The sequence below is a fragment of the Brucella sp. RRSP16 genome (genome assembly GCF_052246815.1).
GTDB classification, from domain to species: Bacteria; Pseudomonadota; Alphaproteobacteria; order Rhizobiales; family Rhizobiaceae; genus Brucella; species Brucella intermedia.
This window is the reverse complement of record NZ_JBQQAM010000016.1, coordinates 52,795-75,087: the sequence shown is the minus strand read 5'-3', so window position 1 is coordinate 75,087 and position 22,293 is coordinate 52,795. Positions and strand designations below refer to the sequence as shown.

Genomic DNA, 22,293 nt, shown 5'->3' with positions numbered 1-22,293 from the left:
TCAACCGCGATCTCGTCAAAAGGGTTCATCGACATCTTCACGTTCGAAAGCTCAACCCCCGAACCGTCTCCCTTTACACGGATCTTCACGTTGTAATCGACAACCCGTTTCACTGCGACAACTGCCTTCATGGGGCAAACCTTTCCTTGCGGCGAACCGGTCTTCCTCCCCTTTTGACGGGATGGTTCGCACAAATTGCTTGACGGAGCGATCAGAGGCGTGCGCGCCGCGCTTCCGGATCGTATGGGGATTCTTCGATCACGCGGGCCTTGCGCATTTCACCCAGAACCGGGATTTCCAGTTCCGTGCCCCGTATGCCAAGTTCAACCGGCAACAGCGCCAGCGCGATATCGTGTCCGAACGTGTAGGAATAACTGCCCGAGGTGACGCGACCCACCAGCTTGCCATGGTGGTACACACCCTCGCAGGTCAGCGTGCTGGCGCCATCGGTTTCAACCGCCAGCGTGACGGAGCGGCGCTTGATGCCGCGTTCCTTTTCCTCGACCAGCGCCTGCCTGCCGATGAAATCGCCCTTGTCGAGACGGATGAACCGTTCGAGGCCGCTTTCCCAGGCGCTCAACTCGGTATTCATGTCGCGGTACATGGCGCGATAGGACTTGTCGAGCCGCAGCGATTCCAGCGCGTGCAAGCCGACGAGGCGCAAGGCGTGCTCCTTGCCGGATGCGAGCAAGGCCTCCAGCAAATGCCGCTGGTAGGCAAGGGGGTGGTAAAGCTCCCAGCCTAGTTCGCCTTCATAATTGACGCGCAGTAGACGCACATCACTGGCGAGGCCGACCGTTCCCGACTTGATGCCGAACCACGGGAATGCCTCGTTTGAGAGATCGATTTCGGTAAGCGGCTGCAATACCTCGCGCGCCTTCGGCCCGACGATGGTGAAGCAACCCCGATCATTGGTCACATTGCGCAGGGTAACGCTGCCGTCCTTCGGTAGCAGCTTCGACAGATCATCAAAATTCCAGCGTTCGGCTCGCGGAGTTGAAATCATGTAGAAAGAGCCGTCATCGAGACGCGCCACCACATATTCCGCCTGCACACCGCCCTTCGGGGTCAAATGATGAGAAAGGTTGACGCGTCCGGCCTTCGGCAAGCGATTGGCGAGAATGCCATCAAGCCAGGCTTCGGCGCCGGTACCGCTAACCTCGAATTTGGTCATCGGCGTCATTTCGACCAAGCCGACGGCATTGCGTACGGCTTCGACTTCCTCCTCTACATACTTGCCCTTTTCGGTCCAGCGCCAGCTATACTGATCCCTGGCTTCCACACCCTCAGGCGCGAACCAGTTCGGCATTTCCCAACCGTTGAGGCAGCCCCAGACAGCCCCCAGTTCCGTCAGGCGATCGTATGACGGTGCGGTTTTCTGTGGCCGGGCGGCAGGCATATCCTGCCCCGGATAATGCTGCTCGGCATGGGTGCCCCATGCTTCGCGCACTTTTTCGCGGGTCCAGTTCTTGTTGGCGTAGTCGCCAAAACGACGCGGATCGAGATCAGATGTGTCGATGCTGTTGCCGCCTTCAACGATACGCTCGGAAAGATAATAGCCGATCGCGCCGCCCCACAGGATGCCGCCGGGCACCCCTTCTGCAATCCAGACATTGTCCAGCCCCCAGGCCGGACCGACAAGCGGCAGTTCATCAGCCGTCATCTGGAACGGTCCGCGCACATTGGCCTTGATGCCAACGCGGCCGAGAGCGGGAACCAGCTCGATGGCCTGCTCCCAGTTCCATGAAACCGAATCGAAATCCTCTTCCAGAAGATCCGCTCCAAACCATTCGGGGACGCCGTTTTCGGCAAAGAGCTCCAAATGTTCGGTCCTCTCGTAGGGGCCGAACATCAGGCCGTCGCCCTCCTCACGCAGATAGCCCTCAAAGCCCTCATCGCGCAAGATCGGCATTTCCGGCAAGCCCTGACGCTTGCGCTCGATCACTTCCGGCACGGCATCAGTGATCCAGTATTGGTGAATGATTGGAATTGCCGGAATGTCGAGCCCCAGCATGGCTCCGGTCTGGCGGGCATAATTTCCTGTCGCCGAGATGATATGCTCGCAGATGATATCGCCCTGATTGGTCTTCACCTTCCACTCACCGCTTGGCAAGCGCTCGAAACCTTTGACCTCGGTGTTGAGATAGATCTTGGCGCCATTGTCGCGCGCACCTTTGGCGAGCGCCATGGTGACATCGGCAGGCGCAATATGGCCATCATCGGGGTGATAGAGCGCGCCCAACATATCATGGTTGTTTTCAAGCAGCGGCCACAGTTCACGGGCGCGTGCCGCGGAAACCAGTTCGGCGCGCACGCCCTGCACTTCGGCGACACTCATATAGCTCTTGTATTCGTCAAGGCGGTCGCGCGTGTTGGCAATACGCAGCTGGCCGCATTTGTGCCAGCCGACATGCTGACCAGTTTCGGCTTCGAGCCCTTCGTAAATCTCAATGGACTTGTTGATCATACGGCCGATATTGATATTGCGCGCGTAAGAAGGGATCAGCCCCGCCGCATGCCACGTGGAACCGGCGGTAAGCTGCGTGCGCTCCAAAAGTACGACGTCCGACCAACCTCTCTTGGCCAGCCCGTAAAGAATGGAGGCGCCGACACAACCTCCCCCGATGACAACCGCGCGCGCATGAGTCTGCATTCCAAGTTCCCTTCCAGTATATTTTGGAGATTGCCGGAGCGCCGCTACGGGCCACGGTACGGACTCCTTTGTGCGTTACATTACAGAGGGTTCTGCGCCATGTGAGCTTGATAAAAAATCTGCGAAGATATAACTTCAGATTATGCATAGGCTCCGCTCGCTCATCCCCTCGGCCAATTACCTCTTCGCGTTTGAGGCTGCAGCTCGACGGCTGAGCTTTACGGCGGCGGCGGAAGAGCTGAATGTCAGCCAGCCAGCGGTGAGCAAGACGATCAAGCTTCTCGAGGAAGCTACCGGACTGAAGCTTTTCCGCCGTGAAAGGAGCCGCCTTGAACTGACGGCGGAAGGACAGAGGCTTTATCGCGAAACGCAGGAAGCATTCGACCATCTGCACATGGTCATCTCGTCAATGCGCAAGAAGCACTCGCGCGATATTATCCGCGTGTCGTTCTCGGCATCTTTCGTGCAGCTATGGCTTCTGCCGCGTCTCAAAGGGTTCAAGGAGAAACATCCGGACGTGGCGCTGCGCATCGAAGAAAGCAGCCGTGACGATCAGGACCTGCTGGAAGAGGATATCGACGTTTCAGCGCGTCTGGGAAAAGGCAAATGGCCGGGTATCCTCGCCTGGCCGTTCGTGACGGAAGAAGTCTGGCCGGTATGCAGCCCGGCCTATCTCAAAGAGCGCGGAGCGATCAGGGAAGCAAGCGACCTTCTGGACCACACTCTGCTACATTTCGAGGAGCGCCATCGCTCGCGGCTTGGCTGGCGCGAATGGCTTGAGCGTTCCGGTGTGCCGAACCCGCGTATCGAACAGGATTTCGTCTTCACCGACGCACTCAGTTCCATCGAGGCGGCTGTGCAGGGGCAAGGCGTGGCGCTTGGCTGGAAACACCTCGTTCATGATCATGTCGTGGCGGGCCGGCTGGTTCCGGCCACGCATATTTGCCATCGTTCCGGCGACACGATCCATCTGGTGATGCCTGCACAGCGTCCGCCGAAGCGAGGTGCGGAACTGTTCCGCGACTGGCTTCTCGAACAGGGCGCCGACGCGGAACTGAAGCTGTAGGCCCATTTGCTTATTACGCGAACACCACGGTCTTGTGACCGTTGAGCATGACGCGGTGCTCCAGATGCATCTTCACCGCTCGCGCAAGAACCCGGCTTTCGATATCTCGCCCCGTGGCGACGAAATCTTCCACACTCATGGAATGAGTGACCCGTTCGGTTTCCTGTTCGATGATTGGGCCCTCGTCCAGGTCCGGCGTCACATAATGCGCCGTCGCTCCGATCAGTTTCACGCCCCGCTCGAATGCTTGGTGATAGGGTTTTGCGCCCTTGAAGGACGGGAGAAAGGAATGGTGAATATTGATGATCTTGCCGAACAGCCGGTTTGAGAGATTGTCCGACAGCACCTGCATGTAGCGTGCGAGAACCACCAGATCGGCCTGTGTCTCGCGCACGAGATCGATAAGGCGCGCTTCCTGTTCCGCCTTGTTTTCCTTCTTCACACTCCAGCAATGATAGGGGATTCCAGCGCTTTCGGCCGTTGCTCGGCTATCCTCATGGTTGGAAACAATGGCTACGACCTCGGCGTTCAGCCAGCCAACGCGGATCTGATACAGAAGATGCAGCATGGCGTGGTCGAATTTGGAAACCATGAGCACGATCCGGGGTTTTCGGCTGGCATCGGACACCGTGAATTTCATGGCAAACCGTTCGCCTGCCGGTTTCAGCGCATGCGCGACGGCCTCGTGTGACATGCCGACTGGCGCGCTGAAAGCGATGCGCATGAAAAAGCGATTGGTCACCCTGTCACGAAACTGATTGCTCTCAACGATATTGCCGCCGATTGCAGCGAGTTCTGTGGTAATCGCTGCAACAATACCGGGCTTATCATCACAATCGAGCGTCAAGACAAACAGCGTCGGGTCGATGCTGACCGCGGGGCGCACCCTGGCGGGCATGTCGTTCATAGTCTTTCCTCGGGAGGTTTCAGGTTTTTAGGGGCTTGCCGAAAGCGTAATCTTCCACTTTCGGCACAAAGCGGGGGCGTGCATATCCGGCGGGCTTTTCACCCACCGACACGCCGGTATTGAGAATGCCAGCCTGATAATCCGCCGCAAATAATGAGTAGGGATATGTCGGAGGGATGACACTCGCTGCATCCAGCTTGGCACGCAGTTCGTCAGGGATCGAGAAAGCCAGCGCGCCGAGATTGTCTCCGAGTTGTGACAGCTTGCTCGCGCCTATGATCGCTGCCCCGATACCCGGTTGCGACACCGCCCAATTCAACGCCACCTGCGCCATGGATTTGCCAAGCACTTCGGAAACTTCCGCAAGTATGGCGACAATCCTCATATTGCGTTCGGTGAACAGCCCCAGCCCGCCCGCATCGTCGCGACTAAGACGCCCTTCACCACCGGCCCGGTATTTGCCTGTCAGAAGCCCCATGGCGAGCGGGCTCCAAGCGGTAATACCCAGTCCCAGGTTCTGTCCCAGCGGGACAAATTCCTGCTCTATGCTGCGCTCGACCAGCGAATAGGGCAGTTGCAAACTGATCGGCTGCGAAAGCGCGTGGGCTTCTGCCCAGGTCTGCGCACGGGCAGCATACCAGGATGGTACATCCGAGAGGCCGCAATAGCGGATTTTTCCCGCGCGGATCAGATCGTCGAAGCCGCGCATCACCTCTTCCACAGGCGTCATGCCATCCCAGGTATGCACCATATAAAGATCGATATAGTCAGTCTTCAGCCGTTTCAGCGACTGATCAACCGCACGGAACATATTCTTGCGGCCATTGCCACCGGTATTGGGATTGCCAGGCTGAAGATTGTTGGAATATTTGGTCGCGATCACCACCCGATCACGGGCGCCGGCTTCCTCGACAAACCTGCCGACCAGCGTCTCGCTCAAGCCCGCACCGTAGGAATCCGCAGTGTCGATGAAATTGCCGCCCGCTTCGAGATAGCGATCAAAGATGGCCCGCGCATTCTCTTCATCCGTACCCCAAGCCCCCCCAATCCCTCTGATCCCCGCATTTCCGAATGTCATCGTCCCGAGCGCCAGACGGCTGACACGCAGACCGGAGCGGCCAAGGAGGAAATAATGATCGAGCGACATAGGGAACCTCCTGACTGTCAGGTCACATAAAGCCTTGATAAGCGCGACAGGCGACGGTCTGTTGGACGTAGTTGATCATTGAAATGAAATCGAACACGGGACGCCCGGTCACCTTCTGCACGGCATGAGCATAAGGGGGAAGATCGCTGCATTCGAGCAGGATGGAGCGAACCTCTGAATTGTCCCGCACGAGCTTCATCGCCACTTCGCAAACTTCGCGCTCGATGGCGGCGGAATCGAGTGTCCCTTTCTCTTCCAGAATCGCCTCACGGAACTCGGCCTGATCTTCCATTCCGGCAAGCACGATCGGGATCGTGTCTGGAATGCCGCTGGCGGCGAAATGCCGTGGAGTGAGGCGCTCTGCATTGGCAGTAATTACGCCTACAGTGCCGCGCGCCACAGCGTGCATGAAGGGTATCTGCATCAGGCTCGACAGGAAGACTGGTATATCGACGGCCTCAGCAACCTCTTCCTGGAAATATGCCATGAACCCGCAGGCGCCAGTAATGGCTTTCACACCCCGCCCCTGAAGTTCCAGAGCCGCTTCCACAAAAGCTTCTCTCAATGCCGGATCACGCTGATTCAGAAGACGGTCAATGGAAGCGCCGCGCACCTCCTGATAGCGAACCGGATATGTATAGGTAGTCGCATTACCGACATTGCCGGGCACGCAGGGATAGGCGGCATCCAGAATGAGGATGCCGATCTGTTCCCCATACCATGACTGGCTGTTCCGGCTGACCGCGTAAACAGTCATCGTTGCAGTCTCCGATATGAAATGTGGTTGAAGTGGATGCAGCAGCAAGCCGCTGCATCAAGTGGTGCCGTTCCGGATCACTCGATGAGTTTTGGCGCGCCAGTATTTCCGGCGCTCTCGTCGAGGCCATAGGATTTCAGGATCTTGGCAATGGTGCCGTCCTTGTGCATTTCCTCGATATTCGCGTCGAGAGCAGCACCAAAATCCGTCGCGCTCTTGGCATAAGGCAGACTGGCCTGTGCTGCTTCGCGGGTTGCGCGGATGCGCTCATCAGGCTGCGCGATCTCCACCTTTATGTCCTTCAATGTGCCATTCTTGGCCGCATAAGCGCCTGTCGAGTAGCCGTCGATGCCGACATCTATACGCCCTGAGGCAAGATCCTGATGCATGTTCACCGAGTTCGGATAAAGGCGAAGATTGGCACCCAGAAGCTTCTTGGCATCGGTCACCCAGAGATAACCCTGCACCGTTCCGACATTCTTGCCGACGAGTTCCTCGACCGTCTTGATGCCATCCTTTGAATAAAGGCCCATCTGGTCTTTATAAAGCGGATAGGAAAGGTTCATCACCTTGGCGCGCTCTGCCGTGCGATACCAGTCACCGGTCGTGATATCAGCCTGACCCGACAGCACATATTGGATAGCAGCCGCGGGATCGACCGCCACGGGCTTCACAGTAAGGCATTCGCGTTTCGCGAATTCGGCCGCAATGTCACCATCGAGGCCGCTCATCTTGCCGCTTTCATCCATGAAGGAATGGGGCGCATAAGTAGTGACGGCAACCGTCAGCGTGCCGGGCGTAATGGTTTTGAATTCGTGCTTGGGTTTGCAATCCTGCGCCAATGCTGTCGCCGACAGCCCGACGAAAATGGCAAAGCCGATCAGGCCCTTGTGAATGATCCCGTTATTCATGTGCGACTCCCCTTGTTATTGTGCGTTATCGGGTGGCGTAAGCGGACGACCGCTTCTCCACGTAAGAAACGATCCATGCCGCCGGGATGCAGATGGTTGCATAGAGCAGACCGGCCAGCAGCAGCGCAGGCATGTAGCGAAAGGTATTGGACCCAATTTCATAGGCATTGCTGACCAGTTCCGGCAGCGCGATGGTGAAGCAGAGCGAAGTGCCTTGAAAGATAAGGATTGCGAAGCCCAGCAGGGCTGGCAGCGCAACTCTCAAAGCCTGAGGCAGCAACACAAAACGCAACTCGTCCAGAACACTGAAGCCCAGGGCTTCTGCCGCTTCGCGCTGACCATGATGGATCGACTGGAGGCTGGCCCGAATGATTTCACTCGTATAGGCACCGGTATTCCAAGCCAGCGCTATGACCGCCGCTGCGAACGAAGTCAGGGTCAGGCCTGTCGCAGGTAAGCCGAAATACATGAACTGCAACAGAACCAGCGCTGGGGCGCCCCGCCCTATTTCAACAAGGAACAGGCTCACGATCCGCGCCATACGCGTCTTGGCACCGACGCCAAGCGCCAAAAGAAGCCCAAGCGGAATACCGATGGCAAGGCTCAAAGCAGCTACCTGCAAACTGATTTTTAGCCCACCGAGCAACGCCGGCATCCATTCAAGAAATTCATCCGCGGTCGGAAACATCAGCGCGCCACCTTTGCTCTCAGATAGCTGTCCGCGGAACGCGACAGCCATGCGACCGGCAGGCTCAGGAAAATATAAAACAAGCCGACGAGGGCGAAGACCTCAATGCCCTTGAAGGTGAGTTGCGATACCTGGTTGCCGCGAAAGGCCAGATCGGCAACCCCGATGGTTGATGCCACAGCGGTTTCCTTCATGAGCCCGATCAGATAGCTCGCCGCCGAGGGCAGAGCGACGCGAAAAGCCTGCGGGGCAACCACATCGATCAACGTATATCGGGTGCCAAAATTCAGGGCGGTCGCCGCTTCCCATTGGCCATGATGTAGCGACGCTAATGCCCCGCGATAGATTTCGGCCATATTGGCAGAGGCTATCAAACCGAGACCGATCAGTGCCGCGACAAATGGATTGATAGGCATTATGCCCATGCCGATGCCGAAGAAAATGATGAACAGCCAAAGGATGGGAGGGAGTGCGCGCACGATCTGGATCAACAGCGCCGCAAGCCAGCGTATGAGGGCGAAGCGAGCGCTTCGTGCTGCCAGCAATGGTACGCCGAGAATGCAACCGATACCGAACGCCCCCACGGTAAGAGCGATGGTCCACGGTAGCCCGCTCAAAATGAGAAGAATATTGTCCGCCGTCACCGGTCGTGCACCGCACGAAGAAACCGCTTCGTACGCTCCTCTTGAGGATTGCGCATAACCTCTTTCGATGCACCTTTTTCAATGATCTTGCCATCGGCCATGATCATCACGGTGTCGGAAACATTCTCCGCAAATCCCATTTCGTGTGTGACAACCAGCATCGTCATGCCGCTTTCCGCCAGTTCCCGCATAACGGCCAGAACTTCGAGACCCAGTTCCGGATCGAGCGCCGAGGTCGGTTCATCAAAAAGCATGACCTGCGGGTCGAGCGCCAGCGAGCGCGCAATGGCGATGCGCTGTTGCTGACCGCCGGAGCACCTGCCCGGATATTGGGTGGCTTTATCTGCAAGTCCGACACGCTCCAGCAGTTGAAGCGCCCTTTCCTCCGCCTCAGCGCGGGTGCGGCCAAGAACGCGCTCTTGCGGCAGACTGACATTGCGCAGAACACTCATATGCGGAAACAGGTTGAATGACTGAAACACCATGCCAACCGTATTGCGCAGCTCCTTCAACTGCGCCTTACGCGGCTCCTGGGTAGCATCAAGCCTGAGCTTGCCGACCGTAATCATCCCACCATCGGGTTTTTCGAGATAATTGATGCAACGCAACAGTGTGCTCTTACCGGAGCCGCTGGGGCCAATGATCGCCAGAACCTCGCCCTGCGCCACGTCAAGATCGATATTCTCAAGAACGCGATGCGCACCAAAATGCTTGCTGAGTCCTTCAAGCCGAATGATCTTTGGCGTGGAAGCGGGAGTATAGGCCGTGTCGGTCACCAGTGTCGGTCGCGTTGCGTTCAACGGGCAAACTCCCCATTTTCCTCGTTCATCACGATTATCCCATCATCCCCACGGCTCGCAGATTTCGATTTCCTGCAACAGACGCTGGATCGCTGTGTTCGGCGGCTGGTTGATATTTTATGCCGCCAATGTTCCCTTGGTTAATCACGATAGTTCCCGGCCAACAGATTACAAACGCAAAAAATATCGGGGGTCTCATAACCTGAAGTAATGGAGGGAACAGCGCGATTACAGCAGCCGCCCCAAGCGCAAACCATCATAGATTGCTGCGTGTGTGTTGCGCGCCGAAACCGCATCGCCAATGCGGTAAAGCTCGAACGAACTTTGGGCATTCTTGACGAGATTCTGGGGACGCCCGTCAATGAGAGCATCGTAGTCCACGACACCCAGATTTCGGGATAGGGGCTTCAGCTCAAAGTAGAGGTCGTCCATCGGTCGCGTCCCGTTATTGACGACGATCTGGTCATACTCGCGCTCGAAACTGATACCCACGTAATCACTGCCAATCTGCGCTATCAGACGATTATTATCGCGCCGGATCGCTATCAGTCGATAAGATACGCTGAAGGCCACATCCCTCCTTTGCAGGCTGCGCATATAAGGCACCAGGTTCATTCCCATCACTTCGGGCGCAAAGGTGCGATCTGCCGTCATGATTTCGACTTTTCCGCCAGTATTCGCGATGAATTCCGCAGCCTGAAGCCCGGCGTGGTCGCCCGCTTCGTCGAAAACAAGCACATTTGCACCCGGCTGCACATCGCCTGAGATTATGTCCCAGGGGGAAACTGCGAGGTCATTGCCTTCGCGCAGGATTTGCATGTCGGGAATGCCGCCGGTAGCGATAATCGCCACATCGGGCGTTTCCGCAAGCACGGTATCTGCCTCGGCCCATGTATTGAAACGAAAATCGACGCCGAGCTTTTCACACTGCGCCATCCGCCAGTCGATGATCCCCATCATTTCCCGGCGGCGCGGGCTTTGGGCCGTCAAGCGAACCTGTCCTCCGGGCTGGTTCGCAGCTTCAAAGACCATGACCTTATGCCCCCGTTCAGCGCTCACCCGCGCAGCTTCTAGACCGGCAGGCCCCGTCCCCACCACGATGATGCGGCGACGTTTCTCTGTCCGACGCAGAGTATGCGGCATGGTCAACTCTCGCCCGGTCGAAGGATTATGGATGCAATAGGCAGCCCCACCCTGATAGATGCGATCAAGACAATAATTAGCGCCCACGCAAGGCCGTATTTCTTCCTCCCGCTTTTCAAGAATCTTGCGAACGATATGCGGATCAGTCATGTGTGCACGCGTCATCCCAACCATATCCAGCTTACCCGATGCAATCGCATGGCGTGCCGTCGCTACATCCTGAATTTTCGACGCATGAAATGTGGCCATCCCCGTGCTGGAACGGATTTCGCCTGCAAAATCCAGATGCGGTGCGCTCGGCATTCCCTGTATGGGGATGACATCGACTAGCCCCGCATCGGTCTCGATATGACCGCGAATGACGTTGAGAAAATCGACCAGTCCGCTTTCCTTGAGCTTGCGCGAAATCTCAAGTCCATCGCTTTTCGTCAAACCGCCCTCAAGAACTTCATCGGCGACATAACGTATCCCGATCAGAAAATCAGGCCCCACGCGCTCCCGAATGGCAGTCAGAACCTGCAACGAAAAACGCATACGATTATCGAGATCGCCGCCGAAAGCGCCGTCGAGTTCATTGGTAAGCGGCGACCAGAACTGGTCTAGCAGATGACCATAGGCTTCAAGCTCCAGCCCGTCGAGACCAGCTGCCTGCATGCGTTCTGCGGCATCTGCATAATCCGCAATAATGCGCTCAATGTCCCAATCCTCCGCTTTTTTGGGATAGGCGCGATGAGCAGGCTCGTGCTTGCCCGTTGAGGATAGCGAAGGCAACCAGTCTCCCTTATCCCAACGTGTTCGACGACCGAGATGAGTAAGCTGGATCATCACCGCCGCGCCATGTTCATGACACTCGTCGGCGAGATCCCGAAGCCACGGCACGACCTCGTCCTTGTAGGCGAGCACATTGTTGAAAGCCGGCGGACTGTCTCTGGAAACCGATGCCGAACCCGCTGTCATCGTCAAGGCAATACCGGCTTTTGCACGCTCGACATGGTAGGCGCGATAGCGTTCCTTCGGCATGCCATCTTCGGCATAAGCAGGTTCGTGGGAGGTAAGCATGATGCGGTTGCGAAGCATCAGATGCTTGATCTGAAGCGGCTGCAGCAGCGGATCGACCGACATGGCGAGAGTTCCCGTTGATTGTTTGTCCTGAGCTAAATATAAATGTACATAAGTGTCAATTTAATAATCATATATGTACATAACTCTTGTCAAACTTGTTCGGCTTGATAAAATCCCGATATGGAACAAAACATCACGACTGATGCAGGGTGGCGCGGCTCACCCGATTTATGGCTTCAGGCAGCTTATGATGCGCTGATCGAAAGCGGCATTGACGCCGTTCGCATCATGCCGCTTGCCAAGTCGCTCGATATTTCGCGCACAAGTTTTTACTGGTTTTTCAAGGACCGCGAAGAGTTGCTCGACGCGCTTATCGCACGCTGGCGCGACAAGAATACGGGCGCTCTTCTGCGTCAGGCTGACGCCTATGCTGAAACAATACAGGAAGCGGTCCTGAACGTGTTTGACTGCTGGCTGGACCACAGCCTGTTCGATTCCGCTTTTGAATTTGCGATCCGCAGCTGGGCGCTTCAATCGACCGACGTCGAAGACGAGGTGAGGAACGCCGACGCCATACGCCTGGAAGGCCTGGCGCGGATGTTTGAACGTTTTGGCTTTGACGGCCCCGTGTCCGATGTGCGTGCCCGCACGCTCTATCTGGTGCAGATCGGATACTTCTCCATGCGAACGCGGGAAGAGACCGATGTGCGCCTCGCGCGCATCCCCTATTATGTCGAGACATTCACAGGCCAGGCGCCAGAGCAAAGGGAACTGGACAGGTTTCTCTCACGACATAGGGGGCGATGGGGAGACATGTAAGTCCAAGTGACCGCTCGATAAGATATTCGGCCCCGTGCAATAATTTAATGCCAATTATCGATCAACTCCTCCGTGCAAACCAGTTCGAGCTGCTGGCTAAAACGTTGATGGCAAAGGGAGATGATCGCGTCATGCGTCTGATCGGAAACACTGCACACGGCGTCGGTGACCACAATCACCCGGTATCCTCGATCCACGGCGCCCAATAGCGTTGCCAGGACACAAAGGTCGGTCTCAGCGCCACTGACAATCAGTGTGTGAACACGCCTTTTGTGCAGATATCGCTGGAGAAAGCCTTCGGTCCAGGGAGAATATACAGTCTTGTCGAGCAGAGCGGCGGGCGGCGAAAATTCCCGCAGCGGGGCGACGAGTTCAATAAGCCACGGATCCACACGTTCAAGGGTAAGGGCTTCCCACTTGCGGTAATACCCCTTCCATGCTCCCACCGCCGCCTCTGGTGACTTGGGAGGTATGAAACGGGTGAAAACCGTATCCTCACTGCGTCGGGAACAGATATCGACGATATTGGGCAGGATTGCCTCGACCCACGGCACATGCCAGGGCGATGCGGGGCCAAAGAGATTCTGCATATCAATGCAAAGATGCATGCAGCCCTCTCGCAGGTTGCCCCGTAAAAGCCCGGTTTCCAGAGGCATTTATCCTTCGATCCTTTCCACGGCGCTTTGGCCGCTCGCCCCCTCGATCATAAGCAACATCCGCGCCAATGCCTCATTCACCGCATCGGCCGGGGAAAGTTGAATACATTGAGGATTTTGAAAGTAAACGGAAACGGTGTTGCCGGAATCGTCAAAGAACTGGACGGAATAGGCTTCATCGTCTTCTATCGAAACGACCTGTGTTGCCATCATCATCTGCCAAACTCCTGTTGGATTTACCGAACTCACCAGAATGGCTTTCGTTCCCGGGACGTTTCCAGGAGCAGAGGAGGGTCGAGGTGCAGGCGAGAGAGATCGCGATCGTTCTCGCGGCGGCGAGCCTCAAGAATGTACGCTAGCGTACATTTACCCACTGTGGAGGGAACCAACTGGCCGGCACAATCTTACTTCCCCGGTGAAGGAGGAATACACCATGCCATCAAAATCGGATTTCGAAAAAGAGGTGTTGGCGCTGGTGCCCGCGTTGCACCAGTTCGCCCGAACGATGTGCCATCAAAGTTCCGACGTCGATGATCTGGTGCAGGAGACGCTTCTGAAAGCCCTGCGCCATCGAGACAGGTTCACCCCTTACGGCTCGCTCAAGTCGTGGCTGTTCACCATTATGAAGAACACGTTCTGCACCAGGATCAAGAAAGCGCGCCGCGAAGATGCGCTCGAGACGTGGGAGGAGCCGACGATAAGCGCGCCTCAGGAATTGGCGCTGGAATTGCAGGATGTCGGCGAGGCATATGGTAAATTGTCCCCCGCGCATAAAAAGGTGCTCGATCTGGTAATATTCAACGGGCTAAGCTACGAACACGCCGCGATGGCAACCGGCTGCACGATCGGAACGATCAAGAGCAGGCTTAACAGGGCGAGAGCTCGGCTCGAAAGCAATCTACACCCGGATGGAAAAAGCATTGCGGAGCAATAGCCGAAGCGGGGTGGGCGAGCCTTGCTCACAATCTGGAAACGAGGTCTCTGCAAAGTGCTTCCGGAACCAATCTTTGCTCCGCAGGTTCACCCTCAGGACGAACGACCGAGGTGCACCCGATGTCTTTTCAGCCGACAGATGCCAGGGCCAATAAGCTTCTGGCATTGCTTTCTCCGTCCGACTACGAGAACGTCATCCGCGAGACATCATATGCGGAACTCCCACGCGGTACGATACTCGCGAAAACGGGAAAGCCGATCGAGAAGGTCTATTTCCTCACGGCGGGTATCGGTTCAATTGTCGTTACTACCGCGGAAGGACGCCGGGCAGAAGCGGGAATCTTCGGATGTGACGGATATATTCCGACCTCCGCGATCGCGGGGGTCGAAACCAGTTCATATGATGTCCTCGTGCAGGTCGCGGCGCAAGGCTACGAAATGCCTTATGACAAGTTTCGCCGGTGGATGGAAGGAAACCGCAACTTTTCGAAGATCATGATCCGATCCATCGAGGCCTTTTCTATTCAGCTTGCTTATACAGCGGTTTCGAACGCCATTCACGGCGTCACGCAACGCTTAGCCCGTTGGCTGCTGATGTGCGATGACCGAATATCCGGCCATAAAATTTCTCTCACCCACGAATTCCTCTCAGTCATGCTTGCCGTTCGTCGTCCCAGCGTCACGACTTCCCTTCACATTCTTGAGGGATTGGGCCTGATCAAGTCAGAACGGGGAGTGGTTTTTATTCGTAACCGCCACGAACTGGAACGCTACGCCCGGGACGCCTATGGCTGGCCGGAAAGGGAATCCGCGCGACTGATGCAGGGCATTGGGCCGATGCAGGATTAGGATCGGTCTTCCAAAAAATCTCCAACAAATTCGGTTGTCTCTTCAGGTTGGAGCGAACTGAAACCTTTTGCCTCGCTGGTGGTTGCGTTTCCGAAACCCAGGAACAGGAGACAGGAAATGCAGTTCAAAGTGCTGGGAGAAGGTGAAAGCCAGCGCACTTTCATCGTCGTGCTGGCCCCCGAAGAAGCCGTGGTTGCAACGCTTGAACGTTTTGTCCGCAAACAGGCCCTCACTGCGGCCTCGTTGACCGGGATCGGCGCTTTCAGCCAAGCGACGCTGGGATTTTTCGACCTTGAACGACAGGACTATCACCGGATCGAGATCAACGAACAATGCGAAGTGCTCAGCCTGCTCGGTGATTGTGCGCTGGATGAACAAGGAAGGCCCGGCCTGCATTTGCATGTCGTTGTTGGGATGCGCAGTGGGGAGGCGAAAGGCGGTCATCTGATGGAAGCGACAGTCCGCCCAACGCTGGAGGTGATCATCAAGGAAAACGCAAGCACCATGATACGAACCTATCGACCGGAACTGGGGCTGGCATTGATCGATCCAAAAAAATAGCGGTGGAATGCGCCTGCCACAGGAGGCAGATGCATCCCGCTACAGGAGCGGCTTGCCGCCGGTGACAGCCACGGTGGCGCCCGAAGTGAAGCTCGACAGCGGGTCTGCCAGCATGACATAGGCGGAAGCAAGTTCTGCCGGTTGGGCAGGCCTTTTCATAGGTGTCTGCTTGCCGAAATTTCGTGCCGCATCTTCGGGAAGGGTTGAGGGAATGAGAGGGGTCCATACCGGCCCGGGAGCGACAGCATTGGCGCGAATGCCCTTTTCCGCCAGAAGCTGCGCCAGTCCCGCGGTAAAATTCTGGATCGCGCCCTTGGTCGTTGCATAGGCCAGCAGACTCGGATTCGGCATATCAGAATTGATGGAAGCCGTATTAATGATCGCAGATCCGGGTTTCATGTGAGCAATGGCTGCTTTCGTCAGATAGAACATCGCGTGGATGTTGACGCGAAACGTCAGTTCCCACTCCTCGTCGCTGATATCGTCGAGCGCCGAGAAACTTGCCTGATGAGCCGCATTGTTCACCAGAATATCGATGCCGCCCAGCTCGCTCACAGCGCGGTCAACCACATCGCGGCAAGCCTGTGCATGCTGGATATCGCATTTCATCAGGACAGCCTTTCTGCCCTCTTTCTCAATGAGTGATTTGGTGGCGAGCGCGTCTTCATCTTCTTCCAGATAGGCGATCAGCATATCCGCGCCTTCGCGTGCATATGCTATCGCCACAGCTCGGCCGATACCGCTGTCTCCCCCTGTAATAATCGCCCGCAACCCCTCCAGTTTGCCCGACCCCTTGTAGGAAGTTTCCCCATGGTCGGGCGTCGGATTCATCTTTTCTGTGTAACCGGGCATGGGTTGGTGCTGGGTTTCGAACGGCGGCTGTGGATATTGTCTTTCCATTTCGGCTTGTCCTTTCTTTCGCTCACCGCCCTAACAGCGAGCTGCGGCGTATGTTCCAGGACAAAACTTTGGTGGTGCCAGCCACGAAGACAATTGGGGGTATTTAGCCCCTCTGAAACGCGGTCGAGGTACTCATAGAAGGTTTCTCTTGACCGCCTCAAAGATATGCAGACGCCTCCGGGCCCGGGGTGTGCGAGCCTATGCTCTGAAGCGATAAATCCGCTGATCACCACTTTACGCGAAAGCCGATATTTCCCTTGTAGCTGTAACTATCACCGAATTCGGCCAAGCTGGTGTTAACTGAACCCTCTCCATAGATCGAATATTTATCGCCATCCCAATTGTAGCTACCGCCCAGCCCGATGCCACCCCAAAGGCGTTCGTTGCTGTTGGCGAAGCTGGTGCCTGCGACATCGACACGTGTGCCGTTCAGGAACTCATAATAGAGATTGCCTATGCCATAAACATGGGTTCGATTTACGAGACCCTTCTCACTATACCATGAATGCTGGCGCTCGACGGCAACTCCCAAACGCCCTTGCAGGCTTTCACCGCGGTCAAGACTGACGGATGCATCGAAAATATCCCGGAAACTATCGAAATCCACGTTGGAATAAACCAACTGAGCTTGTGGCGTCACTGACCAGTTCTGATCAATTGCAACCCGTTTGCCGGTCTCAATTGAGAGAGAATAGCCGAAGCCATTGTTGCCATCCTCGAGTCCCAGACCAGTTAACGTGGAGTCCAGATCACTGTCGTACCAAGTCGCCTGCGCCTGTCCGTCGACATAAAAACCATTATCTGCGAACCACGTCAGCGCACCACCGAAACCGTAGCCATCAGTCGATATCTCGCCATCGCCATAGATTGAACTCGTCTTGGCCTTGCCTCTTACATAGTGCAGCATCACGCTGCCGATCAGCTTGCCCGATTCATTTTCCGCCAGCATACCGTCTAGCCCCGCCTGCAAGCGGAACATATTATAACGATAATCGGTATCGGATGTAGAGAAACGCGACTCGACGGTCGTGTGAGACCCCTCAATGCGGCCCCAGATACCGTTCCCTTCTATAAAATTCCCGGCCTCCTCGGGCGGAGCATAAGGTGAATCAATCGCGTCGGCTCCTTCCGACAACATTACATTGCCTGCGTTGCTCCAATAGCGGTTGCCCACTCGTTGCCGCAGCGTCGGCAATCCATTGAGCCCCAGCAGGAAATTCGGATAGGCCTCATATGTGGGTACACCCGCCTGATAGAGGGGACCCGGGTCTGGATCCGGTCCCGGACCTGGACCTGGACCGGGATCCACAGGTATCAGTTGCGATCTGAGATACCAGTTGCCATCGTTGGGCGTCGAATATCCGCCTTTGTAGAGCCGATAGGCATAAGCCCCTCCGACAACAGCGGGCTGTCCTTCGAAAATATACTGTCCCAACAGTGTGAACTCGCCGCCGGAATTTCCGGATACATTCACGACCTGAATACCTTCAGTCGTCAAAGCACCCTCACCGTTCACGTTTTTCACTCTTACCGAGGTTTGGCCCGATGTGTCGCCTTGGACGATCAGCCTGTCTGTGAGCGATTGGTCGTTGCCGAGAACAGTATCCAGCGAAAGCACACCATTGCTGCCAATATAATTCCCGCTGATCGTCAATGTGCCTATTGAATCGGCCACCCCTTGGGTACCACTGGGCGTTTGACCGGGCGCGATCGTGCCGGCATTCGTGGTAGTGCCAACAATTCCGGTGCCTTCCAGCGTTCCACCAGACAGGATATCCGCCGTGGCGGTTGAGATATTGCCGTTGACTTGGAGAATACCAGTGCTGGGGCGCAGCGTTCCCGTGAACGCCGTTTGATTTTCATTCAAAAGGGTGCGACCAGCGGCAGCTTCTACGGTTCCGCTTCCTTCCAGGATTATTGTCGAAGGCCGTGACGGTCCATCTAAATACTGGGCGTCATACTGATCGAAGATGTAGTTGTTTGCCGTATGATTGAAACGGACCAGCCCGGTACCTGGTCCAAACTCGACTGCGTGCGCCATCAAACGACCTGGCGCAGTTGGCGCCGCACTTGCTGCCCCGCCAATACTCAACGTGCCATTGCCGCTGTTTTCACCTCCAAGCAGGAGTGTGCCGTTGGCAACATGGTCGGTAAGGCCAGTGCGCTCCTGATAGATCGTGTCGTCGTATTCAGAGTTAAACGTGGCCGTGCCGATGCGCACGACGCCATCTTCGGCAATGGTCAGTTGTCCGGTCCCGCTTTCGCCAATTCGTAAAGTTGCTGCGTCGCTCGTCACGGTTTCCGAACCCGACCCGAGATAACTGTCGAGTATGCCTGACTGGTACCAGACGGCGCCCGCGCCGGAAACAGTTATGGAACCCACCCCACCATCGACCCCAACGCGCGTATCGAGGTCAGCACGCGTGCCATAGCTCGGATAGCTTTGTCCGATATCATAGTTGATATAGCTATGCACCTTGCCTGTGGACAGCATATTTACAGCCCCGGTGCTACCCTGCCCGTTGCCGATCACGAGCCCTTTTGAAAACAGCGCAAGTGCCGCGTCTGCACGGCTGGTCGCAGAAGTACCGTCAATATTTATGGTGCCGTTACCGCCGTCACGCCCAACTGTCAGTTTACCTCTGGAGAGCGTGTTGATGTTGTTGCCGTTAAAATGAGGGCTGCCATCACCTAGCTTACCGCCCGCAAGGACATTGACCGTTCCGTAGCTGCCAGCACCATCGCCGACAACAAATTCACCCCGCTGCTCGAGAATGAGGACCGATCCATCTATATTCAGGGTTCCCGTGCCGCCCTGTGTGCCGATCTTGTAGCCTTCAGAGACATAGGAAGTAAAATTGGGACTGCATGCGTAACATGAACTGCCTGCAGGAAAAGGCCCCTCCGGACGACCGGAAAGGTTCTTTCCTGTACCGAGCAGGTTCACGGTGCCTTCGCTACCAACCCCTTTGCCGATACTGACGGCATTGGCGCCCATATAAATCTGCGCATTGCCATCGGTTGAAACCGTGAGCGTTCCCGTTCCCTGGTTCGTGCCGACAACCAGCGAATTTCCAAAATAGATGCTGGCGGAGTTATATTGATTGGCCGGATCTGTTATTATGTCGAGACGTACAGCACCAGCCTGTCCCGCCGCCCCGCCGATAGTGCCCGCCCCCGACCCTCCCGAGCCAATCGTAACATCGATTGTACCAATGGCACTGCCATTATTGACGGACGAACTATCGCCTTGCGGACCCGCTCCATCATCCCAATTGCCCGGTTCGAAGAAATCATTGCTGATCGCTCCCGTCCATTCATTAGCCGCCGCAAACGAGGGTACAACGATGCTGATGAGGGCAACGGCCGCAGAGGTCATGAGATACTTATGGAAACGGTCGCTGGAAATAGCGGCGACCGCCCGCGTGTGTCTGGTCTGCAAATCAGGCAAGGACCCCTCCTTTGGCGTCACAAATCGACGCCATCCGACTGATTTTGGGGAGATGATAGGCAAAGTGAAAAAATTTAAAATATAAGCGATTGCTAAAACCCGATAAAAATCGAGTAGAGTTCATTGAAGTAGCGATGTTCGTATTGTTCCTATCTAGTCCTAGTGGTTCTCTATTTTGATCCATCGCCGCATACTTGAGCAGCTCCAGATTTGTGTGATTCTTTCAACTTTCGTGGAGAGTTGGTGTCTTGAACAGTTCAGAACGTTATCAGACTTTTGAAGTGCCTGTTGCTCTGTGTGCAGAGCAACATCGCCACCATGGCTTCATCAGGTCCACCAGCACGATGAAAACACCAAATCTGTTTGCACCGATAACCCTGGCGGAATTTGCCGATATTTCGCGCTGCTATCCTATTCTGTTCTTTAACGATGATGCAGTATTTCCAGTCGCGATAATCGGGCAGGTTAGACGGGGGCAGCAAATTTTTTCGCCTGTTGCGTCCGGTGCAAATGCCTATCTGCCGGCGGTTTACCAGCTTTATCCCTTTATGCTGGAGAAACTTCCAGATCAGGATGCCGGTATCCTCTTGTTCGACTCATCTGCAGGACAGGTGGTCCCGCTGGAGCAAAATGCGGCGGCTCTCCCATTATTTGATGAAGCGGGGCAACCGACAAATTTGCTGCACCAGATTGCTGGTTTCGCCGCACAGATACATGAGGGGCGACGGCGGGCATCCTTATTTGCCGAGGCGCTTCGCAACAAAGGCCTCCTTACGCCAAGTCTTGTTGAATTCAGCCAGCCATCAGAGCATGGGCAGAGAAGAAGCCATCTCTATACAATCAGCGAGCCAACATTTCGGGCACTGTCGTCCAACACCGTCTATGACTGGTTTCTCAGCGGCTTTCTTGAAGCGGCGCAGCTGGCGCTGCTCTCACAAAGGCATTGGCAGAACTATCAATAGGTAATCTCCAGGATAGCTCTAGATTCCATTTCCATAAGACCGACCGGACCGCAGTGGCGATACAGAAACGGGCTGCCCACCCTCGTTCATGAGCTGAGTGCGAAAGAGAAAATTGGGTTCGTCCGGGGATGTCGCTTCGAATTTGGCTTCTCGAATGAACGTCAGAAGCACGGACATCAGTTCAGCAAGTGCAAATCGTGTTCCACCGCATACACGCGGACCAGTGCTAAAAGAAATCGAATTACCAAAATTTGCCCCGCCAGGCGCCGGCCTTTCAATATCCAGCTTCCAGGGATCGGGATTGATCTTGCGGCTGTGCTGAATGCCGACGAGTGAAATCAGGACCTGTTCGTCCGCGGCTATGAACCGGCCACCAATCTGGTCTTCGTCAATTGCGCGACGCGCAATAACCGGCGTAGACGGGAACATACGCAAGACCTCCAGAACGAAATTGCGCAATATTTCGCTTCCTTCGATATTATCCCATAGGCATTCATCGAGGTCCGGCAGCAGTTCGCAAGCTGACCGCAGTCTGGTCTGGATGTCCGGCCAGCGCGACAGGCAGAACATCGCCCATCCCAGCGTTGCTGCTGTAGTCTCGCTGGCGGCTGCAAAATACATCGTCATTTCATGTTCGAGTCGAAAGCCGTGGCTACCATCGGCATCCATTTTCCGAACTCTGCCGAGAAGACTTTGTTCTGAAACATCACCGTTCCGGAAGGTCTGCATGCTGTGCAGAACCTTATACCGGATATCCAGAAACCGCGTGATTTCAGCATTGGAGAAGGCAATGTTGTTTCTGGCAGGAACGAAAGAATATTCCGAGCCGAATCCTACAAGATAGGCGATATGTTCGGGCTCGACACCGGACGTTTCGAGATCAACATCAAAGAACACCTCCAGCATCACGGAAGCAGCCAGATACCTGAGCACTGCATCATCTATCGTTTGCCGCCCCTCATTCGCGTGACGGTACAGCTTGTCCAGGGCCTTGCGCGCCGCGGTCACGGAAGCCCTGACTGTCTTCTCCCGGTCAAACCGGGAAAAGAACGGCTGAGACAGCGCCTGTCGTTCTGCCCAGGCAGGCCCGTTCTCCGTAAAACGCGAAGCGCCAAGCGCCTGACGGAACCAGTCCATGCTTTTGAGATAGTTACTTGCGTTGTGCCGCAAAATATAATGCGCACTATCCAGATCCTGCACAACAAAGACCGGAACACCCCCGAGCTCAAGCGTTACATTCTCGCCGTTATCGCTTCGCGCCAAAGCATACAATCGTGCGGCAAAGTCGGAAGCTTCGCTCATCTCAGCCGCCGCCTTTGAGGGTAAGACACGGAGTAATAATTGTTAAAGAACAAATATATACACGTCGCCGATGACGCATCAA

20 protein-coding genes and 1 pseudogene are annotated in these 22,293 nt (G+C 55.8%); 6 read left to right on the top strand and 15 right to left on the bottom strand.

The features are described from left to right. Both ACS5UA_RS20520 and ACS5UA_RS20515 read right to left on the bottom strand, forming a co-directional pair. A pseudogene (locus ACS5UA_RS20520) lies at positions 1–131 on the bottom strand (electron transfer flavoprotein subunit beta/FixA family protein); the annotation flags it as partial. A gap of 80 nt (positions 132–211) precedes the next feature. Beyond that, on the bottom strand, positions 212–2,653 hold the full coding sequence (locus tag ACS5UA_RS20515; RefSeq protein ID WP_112702141.1) for a GcvT family protein: 2,442 nt from the start codon (positions 2,651–2,653) through the stop codon (positions 212–214). Between the two features lie 142 nt (positions 2,654–2,795). On the opposite strand from ACS5UA_RS20515, the gene ACS5UA_RS20510 reads away from it, so the two are divergent. Then, the gene (locus ACS5UA_RS20510; protein WP_112702140.1) at positions 2,796–3,719 is read left to right on the top strand and encodes a LysR substrate-binding domain-containing protein; all 924 of its coding nucleotides are present in this window, start codon (positions 2,796–2,798) and stop codon (positions 3,717–3,719) included. Between the two features lie 13 nt (positions 3,720–3,732). Here the strand turns inward: ACS5UA_RS20510 and purU are convergent, their stop codons facing one another. The 8 genes from purU to ACS5UA_RS20470 all read right to left on the bottom strand — a co-directional run bounded on the left by purU (position 3,733) and on the right by ACS5UA_RS20470 (position 11,838). Beyond that, complete coding sequence (purU, locus tag ACS5UA_RS20505; protein ID WP_112702139.1) at positions 3,733–4,626, bottom strand: formyltetrahydrofolate deformylase; 894 nt, start codon at positions 4,624–4,626, stop codon at positions 3,733–3,735. 19 nt (positions 4,627–4,645) lie between these two features. Next, on the bottom strand, positions 4,646–5,773 hold the full coding sequence (locus ACS5UA_RS20500; protein ID WP_112702138.1) for an aldo/keto reductase: 1,128 nt from the start codon (positions 5,771–5,773) through the stop codon (positions 4,646–4,648). Between the two features lie 22 nt (positions 5,774–5,795). Then, entirely contained in the window at positions 5,796–6,530 is a 735-nt protein-coding gene (locus tag ACS5UA_RS20495) for an aspartate/glutamate racemase family protein (protein ID WP_112702137.1), read from the bottom strand. 77 nt (positions 6,531–6,607) lie between these two features. Further along, complete coding sequence (locus ACS5UA_RS20490) at positions 6,608–7,441, bottom strand: substrate-binding periplasmic protein (RefSeq protein WP_025089610.1); 834 nt, start codon at positions 7,439–7,441, stop codon at positions 6,608–6,610. Positions 7,442–7,466: 25 nt separating this feature from the next. After that, positions 7,467–8,129, bottom strand: a complete 663-nt coding sequence (locus ACS5UA_RS20485; RefSeq protein ID WP_006470709.1) for an amino acid ABC transporter permease — start codon at positions 8,127–8,129, stop codon at positions 7,467–7,469. After that, on the bottom strand, positions 8,129–8,773 hold the full coding sequence (locus tag ACS5UA_RS20480; protein WP_112702136.1) for an amino acid ABC transporter permease: 645 nt from the start codon (positions 8,771–8,773) through the stop codon (positions 8,129–8,131). The genes ACS5UA_RS20485 and ACS5UA_RS20480 overlap by 1 nt, the downstream gene beginning before the upstream one ends. After that, positions 8,770–9,573, bottom strand: a complete 804-nt coding sequence (locus ACS5UA_RS20475) for an amino acid ABC transporter ATP-binding protein (RefSeq protein WP_277402868.1) — start codon at positions 9,571–9,573, stop codon at positions 8,770–8,772. Before ACS5UA_RS20475 ends, ACS5UA_RS20480 begins: the two co-directional genes overlap by 4 nt. Before the next feature lie 228 nt (positions 9,574–9,801). Further along, positions 9,802–11,838 carry an oxidoreductase gene (locus ACS5UA_RS20470; protein WP_112702135.1) on the bottom strand — a complete coding sequence of 679 codons (2,037 nt, stop codon included), beginning with the start codon at positions 11,836–11,838 and terminating at the stop codon, positions 9,802–9,804. A gap of 120 nt (positions 11,839–11,958) precedes the next feature. Here ACS5UA_RS20470 and ACS5UA_RS20465 point away from each other — a divergent pair, with 120 nt between their 5' ends. After that, entirely contained in the window at positions 11,959–12,597 is a 639-nt protein-coding gene (locus ACS5UA_RS20465; RefSeq protein WP_112702134.1) for a TetR/AcrR family transcriptional regulator, read from the top strand. A gap of 44 nt (positions 12,598–12,641) precedes the next feature. Here ACS5UA_RS20465 and ACS5UA_RS20460 read toward each other — a convergent pair whose 3' ends face one another. Next, positions 12,642–13,253, bottom strand: a complete 612-nt coding sequence (locus ACS5UA_RS20460; protein WP_021588420.1) for a cysteine hydrolase family protein — start codon at positions 13,251–13,253, stop codon at positions 12,642–12,644. Then, positions 13,254–13,469 carry a hypothetical protein gene (locus ACS5UA_RS20455; RefSeq protein ID WP_006470710.1) on the bottom strand — a complete coding sequence of 72 codons (216 nt, stop codon included), beginning with the start codon at positions 13,467–13,469 and terminating at the stop codon, positions 13,254–13,256. A gap of 217 nt (positions 13,470–13,686) precedes the next feature. Between ACS5UA_RS20455 and ACS5UA_RS20450 the strand changes: the two genes are divergently transcribed. From ACS5UA_RS20450 to ACS5UA_RS20440, 3 genes are all read left to right on the top strand, one after another. Then, a complete protein-coding gene (locus ACS5UA_RS20450) occupies positions 13,687–14,187 on the top strand; it encodes an RNA polymerase sigma factor (RefSeq protein WP_112702133.1) in 501 nt (166 codons plus the stop codon). Positions 14,188–14,306: 119 nt separating this feature from the next. Then, entirely contained in the window at positions 14,307–15,035 is a 729-nt protein-coding gene (locus ACS5UA_RS20445; protein ID WP_112702132.1) for a Crp/Fnr family transcriptional regulator, read from the top strand. Positions 15,036–15,152: 117 nt separating this feature from the next. Beyond that, on the top strand, positions 15,153–15,596 hold the full coding sequence (locus ACS5UA_RS20440) for a PPC domain-containing DNA-binding protein (protein WP_112702131.1): 444 nt from the start codon (positions 15,153–15,155) through the stop codon (positions 15,594–15,596). A gap of 39 nt (positions 15,597–15,635) precedes the next feature. Here ACS5UA_RS20440 and ACS5UA_RS20435 read toward each other — a convergent pair whose 3' ends face one another. Then, positions 15,636–16,496 carry an SDR family oxidoreductase gene (locus ACS5UA_RS20435; RefSeq protein ID WP_112702130.1) on the bottom strand — a complete coding sequence of 287 codons (861 nt, stop codon included), beginning with the start codon at positions 16,494–16,496 and terminating at the stop codon, positions 15,636–15,638. 226 nt (positions 16,497–16,722) lie between these two features. Continuing rightward, entirely contained in the window at positions 16,723–19,947 is a 3,225-nt protein-coding gene (locus ACS5UA_RS20430; protein WP_273772844.1) for an autotransporter family protein, read from the bottom strand. Positions 19,948–20,195: 248 nt separating this feature from the next. Here ACS5UA_RS20430 and ACS5UA_RS20425 point away from each other — a divergent pair, with 248 nt between their 5' ends. Next, a complete protein-coding gene (locus ACS5UA_RS20425; RefSeq protein ID WP_112702274.1) occupies positions 20,196–20,909 on the top strand; it encodes a SapC family protein in 714 nt (237 codons plus the stop codon). A gap of 18 nt (positions 20,910–20,927) precedes the next feature. Here the strand turns inward: ACS5UA_RS20425 and ACS5UA_RS20420 are convergent, their stop codons facing one another. Further along, on the bottom strand, positions 20,928–22,211 hold the full coding sequence (locus ACS5UA_RS20420) for a cytochrome P450 (protein ID WP_112702273.1): 1,284 nt from the start codon (positions 22,209–22,211) through the stop codon (positions 20,928–20,930). Positions 22,212–22,293: the final 82 nt, after the last annotated feature.